14 protein-coding genes are annotated in these 18,985 nt (G+C 63.5%); 6 read left to right on the forward strand and 8 right to left on the reverse strand.

All coding sequences use genetic code 11. From position 1 onward, the window contains the following. The first annotated feature begins 15 nt into the window (after window positions 1-15). From Q9451_RS01635 to Q9451_RS01645, 3 genes are all read left to right on the forward strand, one after another. Window positions 16-4,959 carry an Hpt domain-containing protein gene (locus Q9451_RS01635; RefSeq protein ID WP_012274548.1) on the forward strand — a complete coding sequence of 1,648 codons (4,944 nt, stop codon included), beginning with the start codon at window positions 16-18 and terminating at the stop codon, window positions 4,957-4,959. After that, a complete protein-coding gene (locus Q9451_RS01640; RefSeq protein WP_012274547.1) occupies window positions 4,952-5,425 on the forward strand; it encodes a chemotaxis protein CheW in 474 nt (157 codons plus the stop codon). The genes Q9451_RS01635 and Q9451_RS01640 overlap by 8 nt, the downstream gene beginning before the upstream one ends. A 61-nt stretch (window positions 5,426-5,486) precedes the next feature. Beyond that, entirely contained in the window at window positions 5,487-6,104 is a 618-nt protein-coding gene (locus Q9451_RS01645; RefSeq protein ID WP_012274546.1) for a hemolysin III family protein, read from the forward strand. On the opposite strand, the gene Q9451_RS01650 is transcribed toward Q9451_RS01645, so the two are convergent. From Q9451_RS01650 to Q9451_RS01660, 3 genes are all read right to left on the reverse strand, one after another. Continuing rightward, window positions 6,105-6,824: a 16S rRNA (uracil(1498)-N(3))-methyltransferase gene (locus Q9451_RS01650; protein ID WP_012274545.1), complete on the reverse strand. Its 720-nt coding sequence runs from the start codon at window positions 6,822-6,824 to the stop codon at window positions 6,105-6,107. Between the two features lie 174 nt (window positions 6,825-6,998). Beyond that, entirely contained in the window at window positions 6,999-8,405 is a 1,407-nt protein-coding gene (locus Q9451_RS01655) for an adenosylmethionine--8-amino-7-oxononanoate transaminase (protein WP_012274544.1), read from the reverse strand. Window positions 8,406-8,484: 79 nt separating this feature from the next. After that, window positions 8,485-8,976: a hypothetical protein gene (locus Q9451_RS01660; RefSeq protein WP_012274543.1), complete on the reverse strand. Its 492-nt coding sequence runs from the start codon at window positions 8,974-8,976 to the stop codon at window positions 8,485-8,487. A 210-nt stretch (window positions 8,977-9,186) separates the two neighbouring features. Between Q9451_RS01660 and Q9451_RS01665 the strand changes: the two genes are divergently transcribed. From Q9451_RS01665 to Q9451_RS01675, 3 genes are all read left to right on the forward strand, one after another. After that, window positions 9,187-11,037, forward strand: coding sequence for a flavin monoamine oxidase family protein (locus tag Q9451_RS01665; protein WP_012274542.1), 1,851 nt, complete (start codon window positions 9,187-9,189; stop codon window positions 11,035-11,037). Window positions 11,038-11,238: 201 nt separating this feature from the next. Further along, on the forward strand, window positions 11,239-11,790 hold the full coding sequence (locus Q9451_RS01670) for a cytochrome b (protein WP_012274541.1): 552 nt from the start codon (window positions 11,239-11,241) through the stop codon (window positions 11,788-11,790). A gap of 32 nt (window positions 11,791-11,822) precedes the next feature. Continuing rightward, entirely contained in the window at window positions 11,823-12,401 is a 579-nt protein-coding gene (locus Q9451_RS01675) for a YceI family protein (RefSeq protein ID WP_012274540.1), read from the forward strand. Between the two features lie 85 nt (window positions 12,402-12,486). Here the strand turns inward: Q9451_RS01675 and Q9451_RS01680 are convergent, their stop codons facing one another. From Q9451_RS01680 to ahcY, 5 genes are all read right to left on the reverse strand, one after another. Then, complete coding sequence (locus tag Q9451_RS01680; RefSeq protein ID WP_264316621.1) at window positions 12,487-14,379, reverse strand: DEAD/DEAH box helicase; 1,893 nt, start codon at window positions 14,377-14,379, stop codon at window positions 12,487-12,489. Window positions 14,380-14,596: 217 nt separating this feature from the next. Continuing rightward, window positions 14,597-15,385 (reverse strand): transporter substrate-binding domain-containing protein, encoded by a 789-nt coding sequence (locus Q9451_RS01685; RefSeq protein WP_012274538.1) that lies wholly within the window; start codon window positions 15,383-15,385, stop codon window positions 14,597-14,599. A 51-nt stretch (window positions 15,386-15,436) separates the two neighbouring features. Further along, window positions 15,437-16,513, reverse strand: a complete 1,077-nt coding sequence (locus Q9451_RS01690) for a hypothetical protein (RefSeq protein WP_012274537.1) — start codon at window positions 16,511-16,513, stop codon at window positions 15,437-15,439. A 93-nt stretch (window positions 16,514-16,606) separates the two neighbouring features. Then, window positions 16,607-17,452 (reverse strand): methylenetetrahydrofolate reductase [NAD(P)H], encoded by an 846-nt coding sequence (metF, locus tag Q9451_RS01695; RefSeq protein ID WP_012274536.1) that lies wholly within the window; start codon window positions 17,450-17,452, stop codon window positions 16,607-16,609. A gap of 122 nt (window positions 17,453-17,574) precedes the next feature. Next, window positions 17,575-18,984: an adenosylhomocysteinase gene (gene ahcY, locus Q9451_RS01700; protein WP_012274535.1), complete on the reverse strand. Its 1,410-nt coding sequence runs from the start codon at window positions 18,982-18,984 to the stop codon at window positions 17,575-17,577. Window position 18,985: the final 1 nt, after the last annotated feature.

An 18,985-nucleotide genomic window follows, 5' to 3' on the forward strand; every position in this document is an offset into this window, starting at 1 on the left:
CGCAGAGGAGTGCCCATGGCTGTCGCTGCTGTAAGCCCCGAGCGCCACGAAACGGTGGCGCTGGCCTGGACCAAGGCCGCCATTCTCGATTGCCTGGGCCAGGCACGGCAGGCGCTGGAGCGCTTCGCCGGCGAACCGGGCGACTTGTCGATGCTGGCCTTCGTGGTCGACAACTTGCACCAGGTGCATGGCTGCCTGCGCATGCTCGAGCTGCGTGGCGCCACGCGCCTGGCAGAGGAACTGGAGCTGTTCGCCAAGGCGTTGGCCGATGGCCAGGTCAGCCCACGGGGCGATTGCCTGGGTGCGCTGTTCCGTGGTCTGGAGCAGTTGCCGTCGTACCTTGAACGCTTGCGCGGCGCCCGCCACGATCTGCCGTTGGTGATGCTGCCACTGCTCAACCAGCTGCGCGCCTGCCGTGGCATCGAGCCGCTAGCCCAGGCAAGCCTGATAAGTGGTGCTGCGCAACGCTTTGCCGGGTCCGACGACCTGGCCAACCTCGACCTGTCGTTGGGCAACTGGCGCGATCAATTGCAGGCCGGGCCGGGCCGCGATGCCCTGCGCTCGGTGGTGACCGCGCTCTGCGACGACCTCATGCGCATCAAGGAGCGCCTGGACCAGTTCGTGCGCAGCGATCGTCAGCACAGCGAGCAGCTCGATGCCCTGCTGGCGCCGCTGCGCCACGTGGCCGATACCCTGGCTGTACTGGGCTTCCAACAACCACGGCGGGTGATCATCGACCAGGTGCTGGCGCTGCAGGCCTTGGCCCAGGGCGAGCGGTCGGTGGACGATGCGGTGCTTATGGATGTGGCGGGGGCCTTGCTGTACGTGGAGGCTTCGCTGAACGGCATGGTCGGCCCACTGGAGGAAAACGGCCAGGGTAGCCTGCCGGGCTCGGACCTGGCCGAGATACGCCAGCTGGTGTTGAGCGAGTCGCTGAATGTATTGCAGCAGGCCAAGGACCTGATCGGCGACTACCTGGAGTCCGACTGGCCTCGGCAGCGCCTGCAACCTTTGCCAGGGCTATTGCAGCAGGTTCGCGGGGCTTTGGCCATGTTGATGTTGCCCGCCGTGGCCGAGCTGTTTGCCGGCTGCGCAAGTTATGTGCAGCGTTGGTTGCAGCACCTGGACGAAGAGCCGCCCGCCGATGAGCTGACGCACCTGGCCGAGGCGCTGAGTGCTGCCGAGTGTTACCTGCAATGGCGGGTGGCCGACCCGTTGGCGGATGGCCAGCCCTTCATCGACAGGGCGCGTGCCAGTCTGGCGGCGCTGGGCGTGCACTGTGCGCAGGCTGACGCCCGAGCGGGCCTGGGAGCCGATGGCGATGGCATCGACGACGAACTGCGCGAAGTGTTTCTCGAGGAAGCTGGCGAGTTGCTCCCGGAAATCGAGCGTCACTGGCTGCGCTGGCGTGCGGACAACCAGCAGCGTGGGGCGCTGGGGGAAGTACGTCGTGCGTTGCATACCCTCAAAGGCAGCGGTCGCATGGTGCATGCCGAGGCGGTGGCTGAACTGGCTTGGGGCGCCGAGCACCTGCTGAACCGGGTACTGGAAGGCCGCAGCGTGCTCAGCCCGGAGGGCGTGGTGGCCCTGCAGCAGGTGTTTGTCCATCTGCCCGATTTGCTGGCCGACTTTGCCGCCGGCCAGCTGCCGCAACTGACCGAAATCGAGCAACTGGCTGGGCACCTGCACGCCCTGGCTGAAAACGACGCACCAGCCACGGCCAATATCGATGGCCTGGATCCGCAGTTACTGGATATTTTCCGCAGTGAAGCGCAGGGCCACTTGGCCAGCCTCGATGCCTTCCTGCAGGGCGCCGATGGTCACGATACGCCGGTCAGCGATGGCCTGCAGCGTGCCCTGCACACGCTCAAAGGCAGTGCCGCCATGGCCGGGGTGATGCCGGTCGCCGAACTCGCCACCGCCTTCGACCGCTTGGCCCGTGAGTACAAGGGGCATCAACTGCCGCTGCAAATGGCCGAGATGGAATGGTTGGAAGCCGCGCGCTCGCTGTTTCATCTGGGCCTGGCGCAACTTGACAGTACGCCGCTGGCTGCCATACCCGGCGCTGCGGAGCTGATCGAGCAGGTTGGCCAGGCAGTGGACGGCCGCCTGGCCAGCTTGCATGACGACCCGCAGCACGCGCGGCGCAGCAAGCGCGACCCGCAGTTGGTCGCCAGTTTCCTGGCCCAGGCCATGGACATTCTGCTCAATGCCGAGTCGGTGCTGTCGCGCTGGCAGCAGCAGCCAGGTCAGCGTGACGCACTGGACACCCTGCTTGATGAAATGACCACCCTGGGCCATGCCGCTCACCTGGCTGACCTGTGGCAGATGGATGATGTGTGCGAGGCCTTGCTCGACCTGTACGGTGCAGTAGAAGAGGGCAGCCTGCCCGCCGATGCACGCTTCTTCGCCCAGGCGCAGCACGCCCATGAAGCCCTGCTGGACATGCTCGACGAAGTGGCGGCTGGACAGGATCTGGCGCCGCGCCCAGAACTGGTTGGCAGCCTGCGCAACCTGTTGGACCAGGCCCTGCCCCCGGATGCAACCGGCCTTGTGGGCATTGATACGGTCACACCGCTGCACCCGGACATGGACCTGACCGATACCTTGGGGCTGGGGCACCCGTCGTTGCTGCCGGGGGCCGCCGAGCCGCTGGTCGAGAAGCCGGAAAACCCCGGCGAAGAACTGCTGGAAGTGTTCCTCGAAGAAAGCTCGGACATCGTCGAAAGCGCCGCAGCAGCCCTGGCGCGCTGGCAGGCCGACCCGCGCAACAGCGTCGAGGTGGACAACCTGATGCGCGACCTGCACACCCTCAAGGGCGTGGCGCGCATGGTCGAAATCGCCCCGATCGGCGACCTGGCCCACGAACTGGAGTTTCTCTACGAACTGTTGGCCGCCGGCCGTTTGCCACCGAGCGCGCCACTGTTCGCCCTGCTACAGAACTGCCACGACCGTCTGGCGCACATGCTCGATGCCGTGCGCCTGGGGCAGCCGCTGCATGCTGCCACGGCGCTGATCGACTACATTCGCAATTTCAGCAGCGCGGCACTGACCGACAGTGCCGCGGGCCAGGGGGCGCTGGAGGCTGCAACCGCCGAAGTGCCGGCAGCGGCGCCAGAGCGGGCGCCGGGCGACATGGTCAAGGTCGATGCCGAGCTGCTCGACGACCTGGGTAACCTGGCCGGCGAGCACTCGATCATTCGTGGGCGCATCGAGCAGCAGGTCAACGATGCGCAGTTCACCCTCAACGAGATGGAAACCACCCTCGAGCGCATGCGCGACCAGTTGCTGCGCCTGGACGTCGAGACCCAAGGGCGAATTTCCAGCCGTCAGCAGTTCGAAGGCGATGCCTATGACGATTTCGACCCGCTGGAAATGGACCGCCATTCGCAGCTGCAGCAACTGTCGAGGGCCCTGTTCGAGTCTGCCTCGGACCTGCTCGACCTGAAGGAAACCCTGGCCCAGCGCGCTCAGGAGGCGTATAGCCTGCTGCAGCAGCAGGCGCGGGTGAACAGCCAGTTGCAGGAAGGCCTGACCGCCACCCTGATGGTGCCGTTCGAACGCCTGGTGCCGCGCTTGCAGCGCGTGGTGCGGCAGGTGGCCAGCGAGCTGGGCAAACAGGTGGAGCTGGTGGTCGGCAATGCCGAGGGTGAGCTGGACCGCAGCGTGCTCGAACGCATGGTGGCGCCGCTGGAGCATATGCTGCGCAACGCCGTCGACCATGGCCTGGAAAGCCGCGAAATGCGCCTGGCTGCCGGCAAGCCGGAGCAGGGCACCATTCACCTGAATTTGTTGCACGAAGGTGCCGATATCGTCATCGAAATGACCGATGACGGTGCCGGCGTGCCACTGGAGGCGGTGCGGCGCAAGGCCATCAAACGCGGCCTGCTGGACCCGCAGGCCCAGTTGAGCGATCACGAGATCCTGCAGTTCATCCTGCGCCCGGGCTTTTCCACCGCCGAAAAGATCACCCAAATTTCCGGTCGCGGGCTGGGCATGGATGTGGTGCATGAGGAGGTCAAGCAACTAGGGGGCTCGATGAGCATCGAGTCGGCCCAGGGCAAAGGCGCGCGCTTCTTGATCCGCCTGCCGTTCACGGTGTCCATCAACCGCGCGTTGATGGTGCACCTGGGCGAAGAGCAGTACGCAATTGGGCTCAATACCATCGAAGGTATCGTTCGTGTGCCGCCGGCCGAGCTGGCGGCGTGCTACCAGTTGGACGCGCCACGTTATGTCTACGCCGGCCACGAATACGAGCTGCGCTACCTGGGCGAGTTGCTGCAAGGTGTGCCACGCCCGACGCTGCTGGGGCAGAGCGTGCCATTGCCGGTGCTGCTGGTGCATGCCAAGGAGCAATCGTTCGCCATCCAGGCCGACGGCCTGTCGCCCAGCCGCGAGATCGTGGTGAAGAGCCTGGGGCCGCAGTTTGCCGCGGTTGCCGGGTTGTCGGGGGCAACGTTGCTGGGCGATGGTCGGGTGGTGTTGATTCTTGACCTGCTGGGCCAGCTGCGCGGCCAGCAGCGACGGCTGGCTCGCCTGCCCGCTGGTGGCAGCCAACGCCAACTGCTTGGCCCGGCACCACGCCGCCCCTTGCTGGTGATGGTGGTGGACGATTCGGTAACCGTGCGCAAGGTCACCAGCCGCCTGCTGGAGCGCCACGGCATGAGCGTGCTCACAGCCAAAGACGGTGTTGACGCCATGGCCTTGCTGGAAGAGCACCGGCCCGACGTGTTGCTACTGGACATCGAGATGCCACGTATGGATGGTTTCGAGGTGGCTACACGTATCCGCCGTGACGCCCGCCTGAAGGACCTGCCTATCATCATGATCACTTCGCGTACCGGGCAGAAGCACCGCGACCGCGCCATGGCCATCGGCGTCAACGAGTACCTGGGCAAGCCGTACCAGGAGTCGCTGTTGTTGCAGAGCATCGCCCATTGGAGCCAGACCCATGCTTGAACTGATTGCCGGCCAACGCAGCAGCCTGACCGGGCTGTTGCTGCCGTTGGGTGACCGCACCCTGGTGCTGCCCAACGTGGCGGTGGCCGAGTTGAGCGGGCAGCGCAACCTGGTGTGTCAGCACGGTGATCCCGCTTGGCACCTGGGCTGGATCGACTGGCGCCAGCAACGCTTGCCGCTGATTGGTTTCGAGGCGGCGTGCGGTGGCGAGACGCCGTGCGGTGAGCGGGCACGCGTAGTGGTGCTCAATGCCTTGGGCGATACCGGGCTGCGTTACCTGGCGCTGTTGCTGCAGGACATCCCGCGTTCATGCAAGCTCGACAGCCAGCTCAACTATGTGGACGTGGCACTGGGGCGCCTGGAGTTGGCGGCGGTGCAGGTGGGCGAGCAGGTGGCAAGGGTGCCGGACCTGGTTGCATTGGAAAGGCTGGTGCGTGACGCGGATCTGCAACCTGATCTTGGGTAGGATGTAAGGCCGAAAAAGACTGCTTCAGGAACCCAGCCCACCTCGGGAGGTCTGTGTTTGCATGTATTACGGTGAACGCTTCAACGCCTGGACTCACCTGGTCGGTGCTGTCCTCGCCTGTATCGGTGCCATCTGGCTGATCGTGGTCGCGGGCCTGCAAGGCGACCCGTGGAAGATCGTCAGTTTCTCCATCTACGGCAGCACGCTGCTGTTGCTGTACAGCATTTCCACCCTGTACCACAGCACCCGCGGGCGGGCGAAGGTGATCATGCGCAAGCTCGATCACCTGTCGATCTACCTGTTGATCGCCGGCAGCTACACGCCGTTTTGCCTGGTCAGCCTGCGCGGCCCGTGGGGCTGGAGCCTGTTCGGTGTGGTCTGGGGGCTGGCGGTGATCGGCATGTTGCAGGAGATCAAGCCGCGCTCCGAGGCGCGGATCCTGTCGATCATTATTTATGCCGTGATGGGCTGGATCGTGCTGGTTGCAGTCAAGCCATTGCTCAATACGCTGGGCACCGCAGGTTTTACCTGGCTGGCGGCCGGCGGGGTGTTCTACACCGTCGGCATCATCTTCTTCGCCTTCGATAGCCGTTTCCGCCACTGGCACGGCATCTGGCACCTCTTCGTAATTGCCGGCAGCCTCATGCACTTCGTGGCGGTGTCGTTCTATGTGCGTTAGTTAAAAGTCGCCCCACAGCTGCTGTGCCACCGACAGCGCCACCACCGGCGCGGTTTCGGTGCGCAGCACGCGTGGGCCAAGGCGTGCTGCGTGGAAACCGGCGGCTTTGGCCTGTTCGACTTCGGCTTCGCTAAGGCCGCCTTCGGGGCCGATCAGGAAGGCCAGGCCTGCAGGCTTGGCATGGCTGGTGAGCGGTTCGGCCACCGGGTGCAGGACCAGCTTCAGGTCAGCCTGAGTGCTGCTCAGCCACTCGGTTAGGGGCACGGGTGGGTGGATGACCGGCAAGGTTGAGCGCCCGCATTGTTCGCAGGCACTGATCGCCACTTGGCGCCAGTGGGCCAGACGTTTGTCGGCACGTTCGTCCTTCAGGCGCACTTCGCAGCGTTCGCTGACGATCGGGGTGATTTCGTTGGCGCCCAGTTCGGTGGCCTTCTGGATCGCCCAGTCCATGCGTTCGCCGCGCGACAGGCCTTGGCCGAGGTGCACGTGCAGCGGTGAGTCGGCCTGGCCGGTGAGGGCTTGGTCGAGGCTGACACGCACGGTTTTCTTGCCCACTTCAAGCAGTTGGCCGAGGTATTCCTGGCCGCTGCCGTCGAACAGCTGCACGGCGTCGCCGGGGGCCATGCGCAGCACGCGGCCGATGTAGTGGGCCTGGGCCTCGGGCAGGTCGTGTTCGCCAAGGCTCAGGGGGGCGTCGATGAAGAAGCGGGACAGTCTCATGGGGTGCTCGTTTTAAAGGTTTACTCGCCCGTTGTAGGAGCGGCCTTGTGTCGCGAAAGGGCTGCGCAGCGGCCCCAGGGTTTCAGCGGCGATGCATGAATTGCTTGGGGCCGCTGCGCGGCCCTTTCGCGACACAAGGCCGCTCCTACAGGGGGTCGGCGCGGGCTTTCGGGCTTAGCCCGGGTCGCGGAAATCGGGGTGGAAGTTGGCCGGCACGGCAACGCTGACGCTATCGCGGGTGGCTATGTCGATGCCTTCACTGGCCACCTCGGCAAGGAAGTCGATCTGCTCCGGGGTGATCACATACGGCGGCAGGAAGTACACCACACTGCCCAGCGGCCGCAGCAGGGCGCCGCGGGTCAGGGCGTGTTCGAATACCTTCAGGCCACGCCGCTCTTGCCAGGGGTAGGCAACCTTGCCAGTCTTGTCTTTCACCATCTCGATGGCCAGGGCCATGCCGGTCTGACGAATTTCGGCAACGTGAGCATGGTCGGCCAGGTGCGCAGTGGCTGTGGCCATACGCGTGGCAAGAGCCTTGTTGGCCTCGATCACGTTGTCCTGCTCGAAGATGTCCAGGGTCGCCAGCGCCGCTGCGCACGCCAGCGGGTTGCCGGTGTAGCTGTGCGAATGCAGGAACGCACGCAAGGTCGGGTAGTCATCGTAGAAGGCCTGGTACACCTTGTCGGTGGTCAGGCAGGCGGCCAGCGGCAGGTAACCGCCGGTCAGGGCCTTGGACAGGCACAGGAAGTCTGGGCGGATGCCGGCCTGCTCGCAGGCGAACATCGTGCCGGTACGGCCGAAGCCCACGGCGATCTCGTCGTGGATCAGGTGCACGTCGTAGCGGTCGCAGGCCTCGCGCAGCAGCTTGAGGTAAACCGGGTGGTACATGCGCATGCCGCCTGCACCTTGGATCAGCGGCTCGACGATCACGGCGCTGATCGAGGCGTGGTGCTCGGCCAGGGTCTGTTCCATGGCCTGGAACATGTTGCGCGAGTGCTCTTCCCAGCTCATGCCCTCGGGGCGCAGGTAGCAATCGGGGCTGGGCACCTTGAGGGTGTCGAGCAGCAGCGCCTTGTAGGTTTCGGTAAACAGCGGCACATCGCCTACCGACATGGCGGCAATGGTTTCGCCGTGATAGCTGTTGGTCAGGGTGACGAAGCGCTTCTTGTCCGGTTTGCCGACATTCTGCCAGTAGTGGAAGCTCATCTTCAGCGCCACTTCGATGCACGACGAGCCATTGTCGGCGTAAAACACCCGGTCGAGGCCGGCCGGGGTCATGGCCACCAGGCGCTCGGACAACTCGATGACCGGCTGGTGGCTGAAACCGGCCAGGATCACGTGTTCCAGCTGATCCACCTGGTCCTTGATGCGCTGGTTGATGCGCGGGTTGGCGTGGCCGAACACATTGACCCACCAACTGCTCACCGCGTCCAGGTAGCGCTTGCCTTCGAAGTCCTCCAGCCACACACCTTCGCCGCGTTTGATCGGGATCAGCGGCAGCTGCTCGTGGTCTTTCATCTGGGTGCAGGGGTGCCACAGGACCTTGAGGTCGCGTTGCATCCACTGATCATTGAGGCCCATCGGCACTTCTCCTGGCTTTACGGCGTGGTTCGACCGCGTAAGCCTAAGCAATGCCGCAGGGCAGGACAACCGCTGCCGTTCAATGGCGGTGGGTGCCGGTCCATTCGAGGCGACGGATGTGCACGGTGCCAGCCTGCGAGGTGGAAATGGTCAGGCGCCGGAATGGCCCTTCGATCAGCTGGTAGTAGGGGTGTGTGGCGATGGGGCCGGGGCGCAGGTCGCGCAAGCCGTTGCCTTCCAAGGTAAGCCAGTAGAAGTTGAGCAGCGTCGGTGCAGCCAGGTCATGGCCTTGGTTCTCGGCATCGAACAACATGTGCAGGTCGTCGCAGAGAAAATCGCTGACCACATAGTATTCCAGCCGCAAGCATTCGACTTCCTGGGCGAAGGTGATTTCCACGTCGCTGTGTTCACCAATCACCAGTTCGGTGCCGTCTTCACCCTTGAACGCTTCATGAAAGCCGGTCCAGGAGGTGCTGTTGGAGCGGATACTCAGCCCGGATGCCATATGAAGCGTCTGCTTGTGCCACAGATACTGCCGTTCGACGTGTTGGAAGTGCTCCTCGAAGATCATGCGTATGCCCTCCTGGCGGGGCTGCTGGCCAACTTCGCCAGCTTTACCTGCCATCGTGTGACATGGCTACTGGCAAAAATGTCAGTTGCCAAAAGGACTTGATGTCACTGCGCTGGCAGGGTGGTCGGACCTGACGTATTCTTAACGCATCTTCCTGGGGCATCCCTGCCTCTCCCCGTTTCTGTAACCTCTGACTCGGAGTTCGCCAACATGGCTGCTGCTTGGGTGCGCCTGTGCGCGTTGGTATTGATTGGTGTGTCCAGCGGCGCCGCGCTGGCAAAGGACAAGACGCCCACGGCAATTGTCGTAGGTGGCGGCCTGGCAGGCCTGACGGCCGCCTACGAGTTGCAGAACAAAGGCTGGCAGGTGACGCTGCTGGAGGCCAAGGCGGGCATGGGCGGGCGTTCTGGCCTGGCAACCAGCGAGTGGATCGGCAATGCCAAGGCGCAGCCGGTGCTGAACCAGTACCTGGACCGTTTCAAGCTTGAAACACTGCCAGCGCCGGAGTTCGTGCGTACCCCCGGTTACCTGATCGACGGCGAGTACTTCAGTGCCACCGACCTGGCCACCAAGCAGCCGGCTACCGCCGAGGCGCTCAAGCGTTACGAGAAAACCCTCGACGACCTGGCCCGTTCGATCGACGACCCGCTGAACCCGCAAGCAAACAGCACGTTGTTCGCCCTCGACCAGATCAACGTCTCCACCTGGCTGGACAAACTGCAACTGCCGACCACCGCCCGCCAGCTGGTCAACCAGCAGATCCGTACGCGCTACGATGAACCGTCGCGCCTGTCGTTGCTGTACTTCGCCCAGCAGAACCGCGTGTACCGCGGCGTCAGCGACCGCGACCTGCGCGCCGCGCGGCTGCCCGGTGGCAGCCCGGTGCTGGCCCAGGCCTTCGTCAAGCAATTGAAAACCATCAAGACCAGCTCGCCGGTCACCGCCATTGTCCAGGACAAGGACGGCGTCACGGTAAAAGTCGGCAGCGTCGGCTACCAGGCGGATTACCTGGTAATGGCCGTGCCGCTGCGCGCCCTGGCCAAAATCCAGATGACCCCAGGCCTGGACAGCCAGCACCTGGCCGCGCTCAAGGGTACCAACTATGGCTGGCGCGACCAGCTGATGCTCAAGTTCAAGAAGCCGGTATGGGAAAGCCGCGCGCGCATGTCGGGCGAAATCTTCAGTAACGCCGGCCTTGGCATGCTGTGGATCGAGCCGGCGCTCAAGGGCGGCGCCAACGTGGTCATCAACCTGTCCGGCGACAACGCCCGCCTGCTGCAGGCGTTTGGCGACAAGCAGATGGTCGACCAGGTGCTGATACGCCTGCATGCCTTCTACCCGCAGGCCCGTGGTGCCTTCACCGGTTATGAGGTCAAGCGCTACAGCACCGACGCCGGTACCGGCGGCGCCTATCTGGCCTATGGCCCAGGGCAGATCAGCAAGTACTGGCGCCTGTGGGAGCGCCCTGTGCAGCGCATCACTTTTGCTGGCGAGCACACCGACGCCCTGTATCCAGGCACCCTGGAAGGCGCCCTGCGCAGCGGCCAGCGTGCGGCCAGCCAGGCCCAGGATCTGCTGGCCGGCAAGTCGTTTGACCCTGCCAAGGCGGCACCGGTCGCAGCGGCGGCGGCGGGTTCGGCGGCCGCCAAGGCGAGCAAGGGTGGGTTCTTCTCGAACATGTTTGGTGGTTCGTCTGACAAGGCTGACAAGCCTGACGCGGCGCCTGCCAAAGCTGAGTCGAAGCCTGTCGATGAGGCCAAGCAGGACAAACCTGGCTTCTTCAAGCGTCTGTTTGGTGGGGCGGACACGCCCGAGGTGAAGGCAGAACCGATTGCCAAGGCTGAAGCAGTGGCGCCAGCCCCAGCGCCTGCTCCCCAAACCGCGCCCGCCCCGGTCGCGCCTGCACCTGCAGTGAAGGAAGCGGCTGCCAAGCCTGCGGCCACCAAGGCGGCACCGGCCAAGCATGCGCCGACGCACAAACCTGTTGAGGCCAAGAAAGCGACAGCCAAGTCCGAGCCTGCGAAGAAGGCTGTGGCCAATACCCAGGCCAAGGCTGGCTGATCGATCGCCAGTACCGACCGCTTGGCAGCACGAGGCCGGTACTGGCAACCTCTATTTCCCCGGCTATCGTTAATGTTTCCTTAATGGGAAGCTTACAGAATACATATCGGATTTCTCGATAATCCGAAGCAATTTTTTCCGCTTTTATTCGATACGTTACGCGTTAGTCTGTGCACAGCTTTCACGGAGAAACACGCCAACATGCAACTGCGCAATTCACCCTCTCGCTACGGCGTGGTCAGTATCGTCCTGCATTGGGGCGTGGCGCTGGCAGTCTTCGGCCTGTTCGGCCTGGGCCTGTGGATGGTCGGTCTCGACTACTACAGCCCCTGGCGCAAAGCCGGGCCGGACCTGCACAAGAGTATCGGCCTGGTTTTGCTGGCAGTGATGTTGCTGCGGGTGATCTGGCGTTTCATCAGCCCCCCACCTCCGGCGCCCGCCAACCATGGCGCGGTCACACGCCTGGCGGCCAAGCTGGGCCATTTGGCCCTGTACCTTGGGCTGTTTGCGGTGATGGCGGCCGGTTACCTGATTTCCACCGCCGACGGCGTCGGCATTCCGGTGTTCGGCCTGTTCGAAGTGCCGGCACTGGTCAGCGACCTGCCCGACCAGGCAGATGTGGCGGGGGTGATTCATCTGTGGCTGGCATGGGGCCTGGTGATTTTTGCCGTGCTGCATGCCCTGGCAGCGCTCAAGCACCATTTCATCGACCGTGACGCGACCCTGACCCGTATGCTGGGCCGCAAAGCTTGACTCTCAACCTCAATTGCATAGGAAGGAACAGGATGTTGAAAAAGACTTTTGCCGCTCTGGCGCTCGGTACCGCTCTGCTCTCCGCTGGCCAGGCCATGGCTGCCGAGTACAAGATCGACAAGGAAGGCCAGCACGCGTTCGTTGACTGGAAAATCAGCCACCTGGGCTACAGCTTCATCCACGGTACCTTCAAGGACTTCGACGGCAACTTCACCTGGGACAGCGCCAAGCCTGAAGCCAGCAAGATCAGCGTCGACCTGAAGACCGCCAGCCTGTGGTCGAACCACGCCGAGCGTGACAAGCACATCGCCAGCGCCGACTTCCTCGATGTGAAGAAGTATCCTGAAGCCAAGTTCGTCTCTACTGCCGTCAAGTCGACTGGCGAAAAGACTGCTGACGTTACGGGCGACCTGACCATGCACGGCGTAACCAAGCCGGTCACCTTCAAGGCAACCTTCAACGGTGAAGGCAAGGACCCATGGGGCGGTGAGCGCGCTGGTTTCAACGCCACCACCACCCTGAACCTGAATGACTTCGGCATCAAAGGCCCAGGCGCTACTTCGCAGACGCTGGACCTGGATATCAGTGTCGAAGGTGTGAAGCAGAAGTAAGCATTGCCTTGGCAATGAAAAACGCCGCCCATTGGGCGGCGTTTTCGTTTCCCGTGGAGTGCCCTGAAATCGGGCTACTCCGGGTTCAGCCTTTTCGGGTCAACAAGGCCGGGCGCTCACCGCGTGGTCGGGTCGGCACGTCATCCAACTGCTCAGGCGTTGGGTAACGGTCGAGCTTGGATTCCTTGCGGATGATCACCGGTTGTTTTTCTGGCTGGCGTGGGTTACGCACGGCAGGCTCCTGCCGGGCTGCGTCATCACGGGCTGGGCGACCACGGCCACCGCCGTCACGACGGGCACCGCCACCGTTGTTGGCGCGGGCAGGGCGCTTTTCGCCGCCACCACCGCTGCCGCCACTACGCTGCTGGCCGCCACTGCGAGCTTGGCCCTGGCCCCCAGCGTTGCTGCGTTGACCGCTATTCTGGCCCTGGCCTGCACCGCCACCCGGGCGGCGATTGCGGCCTTGGTTCTTGCCTTGGTACGGGCTGACGTAGTCGGCACGGTTACCGAAGTTGTCGACATCGTCGTCCAGGAATTCTTCCGGGTCGCGGTCGGCCGGTACTTTCGGCACGCTGTTGCTGCTGGCCTGCTGCTGTTGGCGTGGCTTCTTGTCACGCGGCTTGCGCGGCTGCTGTTGCTTGTCGCCGCTGTTTTCCTTGTCGGCCGGCTTTTCTGCAGCTTGCTGCTTGGCCTTGCCTTTGTCCTTGCCCTTGTCCTTGCGGCCGCCGTTGGCGTCTTTACCGCCTTCGCCGCGGCCCTGCTGGTTGCGGCCACCGCGGCCGCTGTTCTGCGGGCGCTCGCGCACTTCAGGCTTTTCGGCTTCTACCTGGCTGGCGTCGAAGCCCATCAGGTCGCCATCCTGGATGCGTTGCTTGGTCACCCGCTCGATGCTCTTGAGCAGCTTCTCTTCATCTGGCGCGACCATGGAAATGGCTTCGCCCGAGCGACCGGCACGGCCGGTACGGCCGATGCGGTGAACGTAATCTTCCTCGACATTCGGTAGCTCGAAGTTGACCACGTGCGGCAGTTGGTCGATGTCCAGGCCACGGGCGGCGATGTCGGTGGCGACCAGCACGCGCACACTGTTGGCCTTGAAATCGGCCAGGGCTTTGGTGCGGGCGTTCTGGCTTTTGTTGCCGTGGATTGCAGCGGCGGTCAGGCCGTGCTTTTCCAGATACTCGGCCAAGCGGTTGGCGCCGTGCTTGGTCCGGGTGAACACCAGTACCTGTTCCCAGGCGCCCTGGGTGATCAGGTGTGCCAGCAGTGCACGCTTGTGGCTGGCGGGCAGGCGATAGACGCGCTGCTCGATACGCTCGACGGTGGTGTTCGGCGGCGTGACCTCGATACGCTCCGGGTTGTGCAGAAGCTTGTCGGCGAGGTCGGTGATGTCCTTGGAGAAGGTGGCCGAGAACAGCAGGTTCTGGCGCTTGGCCGGCAGGCGGGCGAGGACCTTCTTGACGTCGTGAATGAAGCCCATGTCGAGCATGCGGTCGGCTTCGTCGAGCACCAGGATTTCCACGTGGGCCAGGTCGACCTTGCCTTGGCCGGCCAGGTCGAGCAGGCGGCCTGGGCAGGCGACCAGCACGTCAACGCCTTTGGCAATGGCCTGGATCTGCGGGTTCATGCCAACGCCGCCGAAGATGCAGGCGCTGACCAGTGGCAGGTCACGGGCATAGACCTTGAAGCTGTCATGCACCTGGGCTGCCAGTTCGCGGGTCGGGGTCAGGACCAGCACGCGGGGCTGGCGCGGGCCGTGACGCTGCGACTTGTCGGGGTGGCCGGCCGGGAACAGGCGCTCGAGGATCGGCAGGGCGAAGCCGCCGGTTTTACCCGTACCTGTCTGTGCGGCAACCATCAGGTCGCGGCCTTGCAACACGGCGGGAATGGCCCGCTGTTGCACGGGGGTCGGCTGGGTGTAGCCCGCAGCCTCGATAGCGCGGACAAGAGCCTCGGAGAGACCGAGGGAAGCAAAGGACATGGGCGATCCTGTTCTCGTGTGGGCTGGGCCCGTTGGGATGTTCTGCCTGGCGCGACGGGCATCGGTGGGATGCGATCGCGTCCGGTCCAGCTGGGCTTTCACTGCACATCCGGGAAACGGGGGCTGGACGCGAGGGGCGTCTGTGCCGATCGGGATGCCTGTTGCGAGGCCGAGCGTCCGGGCGTGAGCCGGGCGGGAAGGCCCGAGTATAACAGAGCTATCGCGCTGTGCTGCTTTCCTGCTGCTCAACGGCGTTGAGAATGTTTCCAATGTCGCCTGTGTAGCGGTTGCTGATCGCTGCATAGGCCGGTTCTTGCTTGAACCGCTGCAGTTCTTCGGCAAAGGCCAGGGCCAGTGCTTCCCGCCCGGGCTTGCGCACCAACCCCAGATACTGGGTCTGGCGGCTGATCACCAACGGTAATTCCTCGACTTGCTGTTGCAGGCCCAGCTGATGGAGCAGGTAATGCCCAACCCTACGGTCGGTGATCGCCAGGTCGATGCGGCCCAGCATCAATTTGCCGAAATTGGCCTCGAGAGTAGGCGCGGGTTCGCGTGCGAAATAGGGGGCGTCGTTGAACGCTGCACCATAGGCGTAGCCGGGCGATGTGCCGACGGTGAGGCCGGCGAGGTCCTCCAGGTGGGCTACGCCATGGCGACGTGCACGCGCCTGGAACAGGACGAATTCGACGTCCGACATAGGCTCGGGGGCGTACACCAGGTAGGGCTGACGCGATTCGGTCTGGAAGATGTCGAGGATGCCATCGGCCAAGCCTTGTTCGACCATGGCCAGGCAGCGTTTCCACGGCAGGAACTGCCACTCCACTTCTACGCCGAGGCGCTTGAAGACCTGGCTGGTGACTTCGTAGTCGATACCGCGCGGTTGGCCGTTGTGCTGATACACATAGGGTGCCCAGTCGTCGGTCACCAGGCGCAGGCGCTCGCCCAGAGCCAACGGGCTCAGGCAGGCGAGCAGCAGGATCCAGAACAGGCGGGCGATGTGTGGCATGGCCGGAGATTACGCGGTCGGCCGGCCCAAGGCCAGTGCCCCTCGAATGTCTCAGCCTTGCGATGTTTGCAGCAGATGCGCCTCGACATCCTTGCGCCGCTCACCCAGCGACAACCGCAACCCTGGGTGGCGCAGGCATTGTCGCAGTCGCTCGGGTTCCATGTGGCCATGGCGGGCATTGAGGTTTTCCAGGGCCTTGTCCCACCAGGCCGGCGCGCAGGCACGGTCGAATTCGTTGGGGTAGGGGTAGCAGCCATACAGTAATTCGCGGGCGAATTGGCGCTCTTGGCTGGGCAGCGTCAGGCTCAGTGCCTTGTAACCCAGGCGGTGCAGGGTGGGTGGCCGCGGCAACTGGTCGTTGACCAAACTAACGTCGGCCAACGCTGCCGGGCTCAGTGGGTCGTGGCCGTGCTTGCGCAGCCAGGCCTGAATCTTGGCGCGGAACTGCGCCTTGCGGCTCCAGTAGTGATGGATGACGTCGGTGCACTCGGCCAGTTCCAGCTTGCGATAAGCCGCCACTGCCAAGCAGAACTCCTCGAGGGTGTAGGCTTCGCGCGCCAAGGGGTAGAACTCGTCCATCATGGCGATGGAGCGGTCCAGGGTGTTGCTGTCTTCGGCAGTAAGGCCGATCAACCCGGAGTTGATCAGTGGCATCTGGCAATCGGCCAGGCCCCGTGAGCCGAGAATGGTCAGCAGGTTTTTGTACAGCAGGCACTTCTGGTCGGCGCCATAGCGCGGGCCGATGGCGTTGCACAGTAGGCGGCCGGGCGCCACGCGCGCGAACAGTTGCAGTGGCGAAGTGCGGAAGAACGTGTCGGTGTCGATCAACACTGCCAGCGGGTGTTGCTGCAGTACCTGGCGCAGCAGTACATGCTTGCTGCGAAAGTGATAACCGTGCGGGGCGTTCCATGCCTGGCGGGTGGCCTCGTCCAGCAGGTGCACGGTGACGGGCAGGCTGGCGTAGGGCTGCGGATTGTCGGTGTAAACCTGGATGCCTATGGCGTCGCTGGCTGCGCTGCCCAGTTGGGCGAGGGCGCTGATGATGCTGAAGCAGGCTTCCTGATGATAGGTGGCTGGGCCGAAAGCCAGGTAGACAAGCTGTGGGCGCGAAGGCTGGGGGTGCTGCATGGCAGGCAAGACCTGTTTAACCCGAAAATGAATAAGGCTTTAGTCTATGACCAAAGCCTTAATCATTTCTTAAGCAGACTTTGCCAAAAGATTTCAGCGTGGCAGCTTCAGGTTGTTCCAGATCGCCAGGCTCGGTTCGGCTTGGTTCAGGGTATAGAAGTGCAGGCCCGGTGCGCCGCCTTGCAGCAGCTGTTCGCACATGCGGGTAATCACTTCTTCGCCGAAGGCCTGGATGCTGGCGGTGTCGTCGGCATAGGCTTCCAGCTGCTTGCGGATCCAACGTGGGATCTCGGCGCCGCAGGCATCGGAGAAGCGGGCCAGCTTGCTGTAGTTGGTAATCGGCATGATGCCCGGTACTACCGGGATGTCCACGCCCAGCTTCTGCGCGCGCTCGACGAAGTAGAAGTAGCTGTCGGCGTTGAAGAAGTACTGGGTGATGGCGCTGTCGGCGCCGGCCTTGACCTTGTGCACGAAGTTGGCCAAGTCGGTTTCGAAGTTGCGCGCCTGTGGGTGCATTTCTGGGTAGGCGGCCACTTCCAGGTGGAAGTGATCGGCGGTTTCCTGGCGGATGAACTCGACCAGGTCACTGGCGTAGCGCAATTCGCCACTGGCCATGCCCATACCCGACGGCAGGTCGCCACGCAGGGCGACAATGCGCTTGATGCCGGCAGCCTTGTATTCGGCCAGCAGGGCGCGCAGGTCGTCCTTGGAGTCACCCACGCATGACAGGTGCGGCGCGGCAGGCACCTTCACTTCGTTTTCCAGCTGTAGCACGGTGTTCAGCGTGCGGTCGCGGGTCGAGCCACCGGCACCGTAGGTGCAGGAAAAGAAGTCCGGGTTGTAAGTGGCCAGCTGGCGGGCGACGCCCATCAGCTTTTCGTGACCGGCATCGGTCTTGGTCGGAAAGAACTCGAAACTGTAGCGGCGTTCTTGTGACATCACTCGTTCCTCAAGCAGCCAGCTGCTAGCGGCAAGCTGCAAGTAAAAGCCAGATCGGTGATGGCCGATCTGGCTTGGGCATCGTTCATGAACCTTGAAGCTCGATGCTTCAAGCTTGCCGCTTAGTAGCGGTAGGCGTGTGGCTTGAACGGGCCTTCGACGGTCACGCCGATGTAGTCGGCTTGCTGCTTGGTCAGTTTGGTGACCACGCCGCCGAAGCCGCGGACCATTTCCAGGGCCACTTCTTCGTCGAGCTTCTTCGGCAGCACTTCAACGGTCAGGCGCTCGGCTTTCTTCTCGGCCGACAGGTCGGCGTACTTCTGCTCGAACAGGAAGATCTGTGCCAGTACCTGGTTGGCGAACGAACCGTCCATGATGCGGCTTGGGTGGCCAGTGGCGTTGCCCAGGTTGACCAGGCGGCCTTCGGCCAGCAGGATCAGGTAGTCGTCGTTCTGCGGGTCGAAGCTGCCAGCGCCGGTGCGGTGGATCTTGTGCACCTGCGGCTTGACCTCTTCCCAAGCCCAGTTCTTGCGCATGAAGGCGGTGTCGATCTCGTTGTCGAAGTGGCCGATGTTGCAGACCACGGCACGCTTCTTCAGGGCCTTGAGCATGTTGGCGTCGCAGACGTTGACGTTACCGGTGGTGGTCACGATCAGGTCGATCTTGCCCAGCAGGGCCTTGTCGATGCTGGCTTCGGTGCCGTCGTTGATACCGTCGATGAACGGCGAGACCAGCTCGAAGCCGTCCATGCAGGCCTGCATGGCGCAGATTGGGTCAACTTCGGTGACCTTGACGATCATGCCTTCCTGACGCAGGGACTGGGCCGAACCCTTGCCCACGTCACCGTAGCCGATCACCAGGGCTTGCTTGCCCGACAGCAGGTGGTCGGTACCACGCTTGATGGCGTCGTTCAGGCTGTGACGGCAGCCGTATTTGTTGTCGTTCTTGCTTTTGGTGACCGAGTCGTTGACGTTGATCGCCGGGACTTTCAGCTCGCCCTTGGCCAGCATGTCCAGCAGGCGGTGCACGCCGGTGGTGGTTTCTTCGGTCACGCCGTGAACACGGTCCAGCACCTGTGGGTACTTCTTGTGCAGCAGTTCGGTCAGGTCGCCGCCGTCGTCGAGGATCATGTTGGCGTCCCATGGCTGGCCATCTTTCAGGATGGTTTGCTCCAGGCACCACTCGTACTCTTCTTCGGTTTCACCTTTCCAGGCGAATACCGGGATGCCGGCGGCTGCGATCGATGCGGCGGCCTGGTCTTGAGTCGAGAAGATGTTGCAGGACGACCAGCGCACTTCGGCACCCAGGGCAACCAGGGTTTCGATCAGTACGGCGGTCTGGATGGTCATGTGGATGCAGCCCAGGATCTTCGCACCCTTGAGCGGTTGCTCGGTCAGGTACTTGCGACGCAGGCCCATCAGGGCTGGCATTTCCGATTCGGCAATGATGGTTTCGCGACGGCCCCAGGCGGCCAGGGAGATGTCAGCGACTTTGTAATCGGTAAAACCAGCAGGCATGTTTGCAGCGCTCATG

Source organism: Pseudomonas sp. NY8896 (genome assembly GCF_039634505.1).

What these genes read in the sequence shown, in the direction of transcription:
- Q9451_RS01635 (WP_012274548.1), top strand. Translation starts at nt 16, where the DNA reads ATGGCTGTCGCTGCTGTAAGCCCCGAGCGCCACGAAACGGTGGCGCTG.
- Q9451_RS01640 (WP_012274547.1), top strand. Translation starts at nt 4,952, where the DNA reads ATGCTTGAACTGATTGCCGGCCAACGCAGCAGCCTGACCGGGCTGTTG.
- Q9451_RS01645 (WP_012274546.1), top strand. Translation starts at nt 5,487, where the DNA reads ATGTATTACGGTGAACGCTTCAACGCCTGGACTCACCTGGTCGGTGCT.
- Q9451_RS01650 (WP_012274545.1), bottom strand. Translation starts at nt 6,824, where the DNA reads ATGAGACTGTCCCGCTTCTTCATCGACGCCCCCCTGAGCCTTGGCGAA.
- Q9451_RS01655 (WP_012274544.1), bottom strand. Translation starts at nt 8,405, where the DNA reads ATGGGCCTCAATGATCAGTGGATGCAACGCGACCTCAAGGTCCTGTGG.
- Q9451_RS01660 (WP_012274543.1), bottom strand. Translation starts at nt 8,976, where the DNA reads ATGATCTTCGAGGAGCACTTCCAACACGTCGAACGGCAGTATCTGTGG.
- Q9451_RS01665 (WP_012274542.1), top strand. Translation starts at nt 9,187, where the DNA reads ATGGCTGCTGCTTGGGTGCGCCTGTGCGCGTTGGTATTGATTGGTGTG.
- Q9451_RS01670 (WP_012274541.1), top strand. Translation starts at nt 11,239, where the DNA reads ATGCAACTGCGCAATTCACCCTCTCGCTACGGCGTGGTCAGTATCGTC.
- Q9451_RS01675 (WP_012274540.1), top strand. Translation starts at nt 11,823, where the DNA reads ATGTTGAAAAAGACTTTTGCCGCTCTGGCGCTCGGTACCGCTCTGCTC.
- Q9451_RS01680 (WP_264316621.1), bottom strand. Translation starts at nt 14,379, where the DNA reads ATGTCCTTTGCTTCCCTCGGTCTCTCCGAGGCTCTTGTCCGCGCTATC.
- Q9451_RS01685 (WP_012274538.1), bottom strand. Translation starts at nt 15,385, where the DNA reads ATGCCACACATCGCCCGCCTGTTCTGGATCCTGCTGCTCGCCTGCCTG.
- Q9451_RS01690 (WP_012274537.1), bottom strand. Translation starts at nt 16,513, where the DNA reads ATGCAGCACCCCCAGCCTTCGCGCCCACAGCTTGTCTACCTGGCTTTC.
- metF (WP_012274536.1), bottom strand. Translation starts at nt 17,452, where the DNA reads ATGTCACAAGAACGCCGCTACAGTTTCGAGTTCTTTCCGACCAAGACC.
- ahcY (WP_012274535.1), bottom strand. Translation starts at nt 18,984, where the DNA reads ATGAGCGCTGCAAACATGCCTGCTGGTTTTACCGATTACAAAGTCGCT.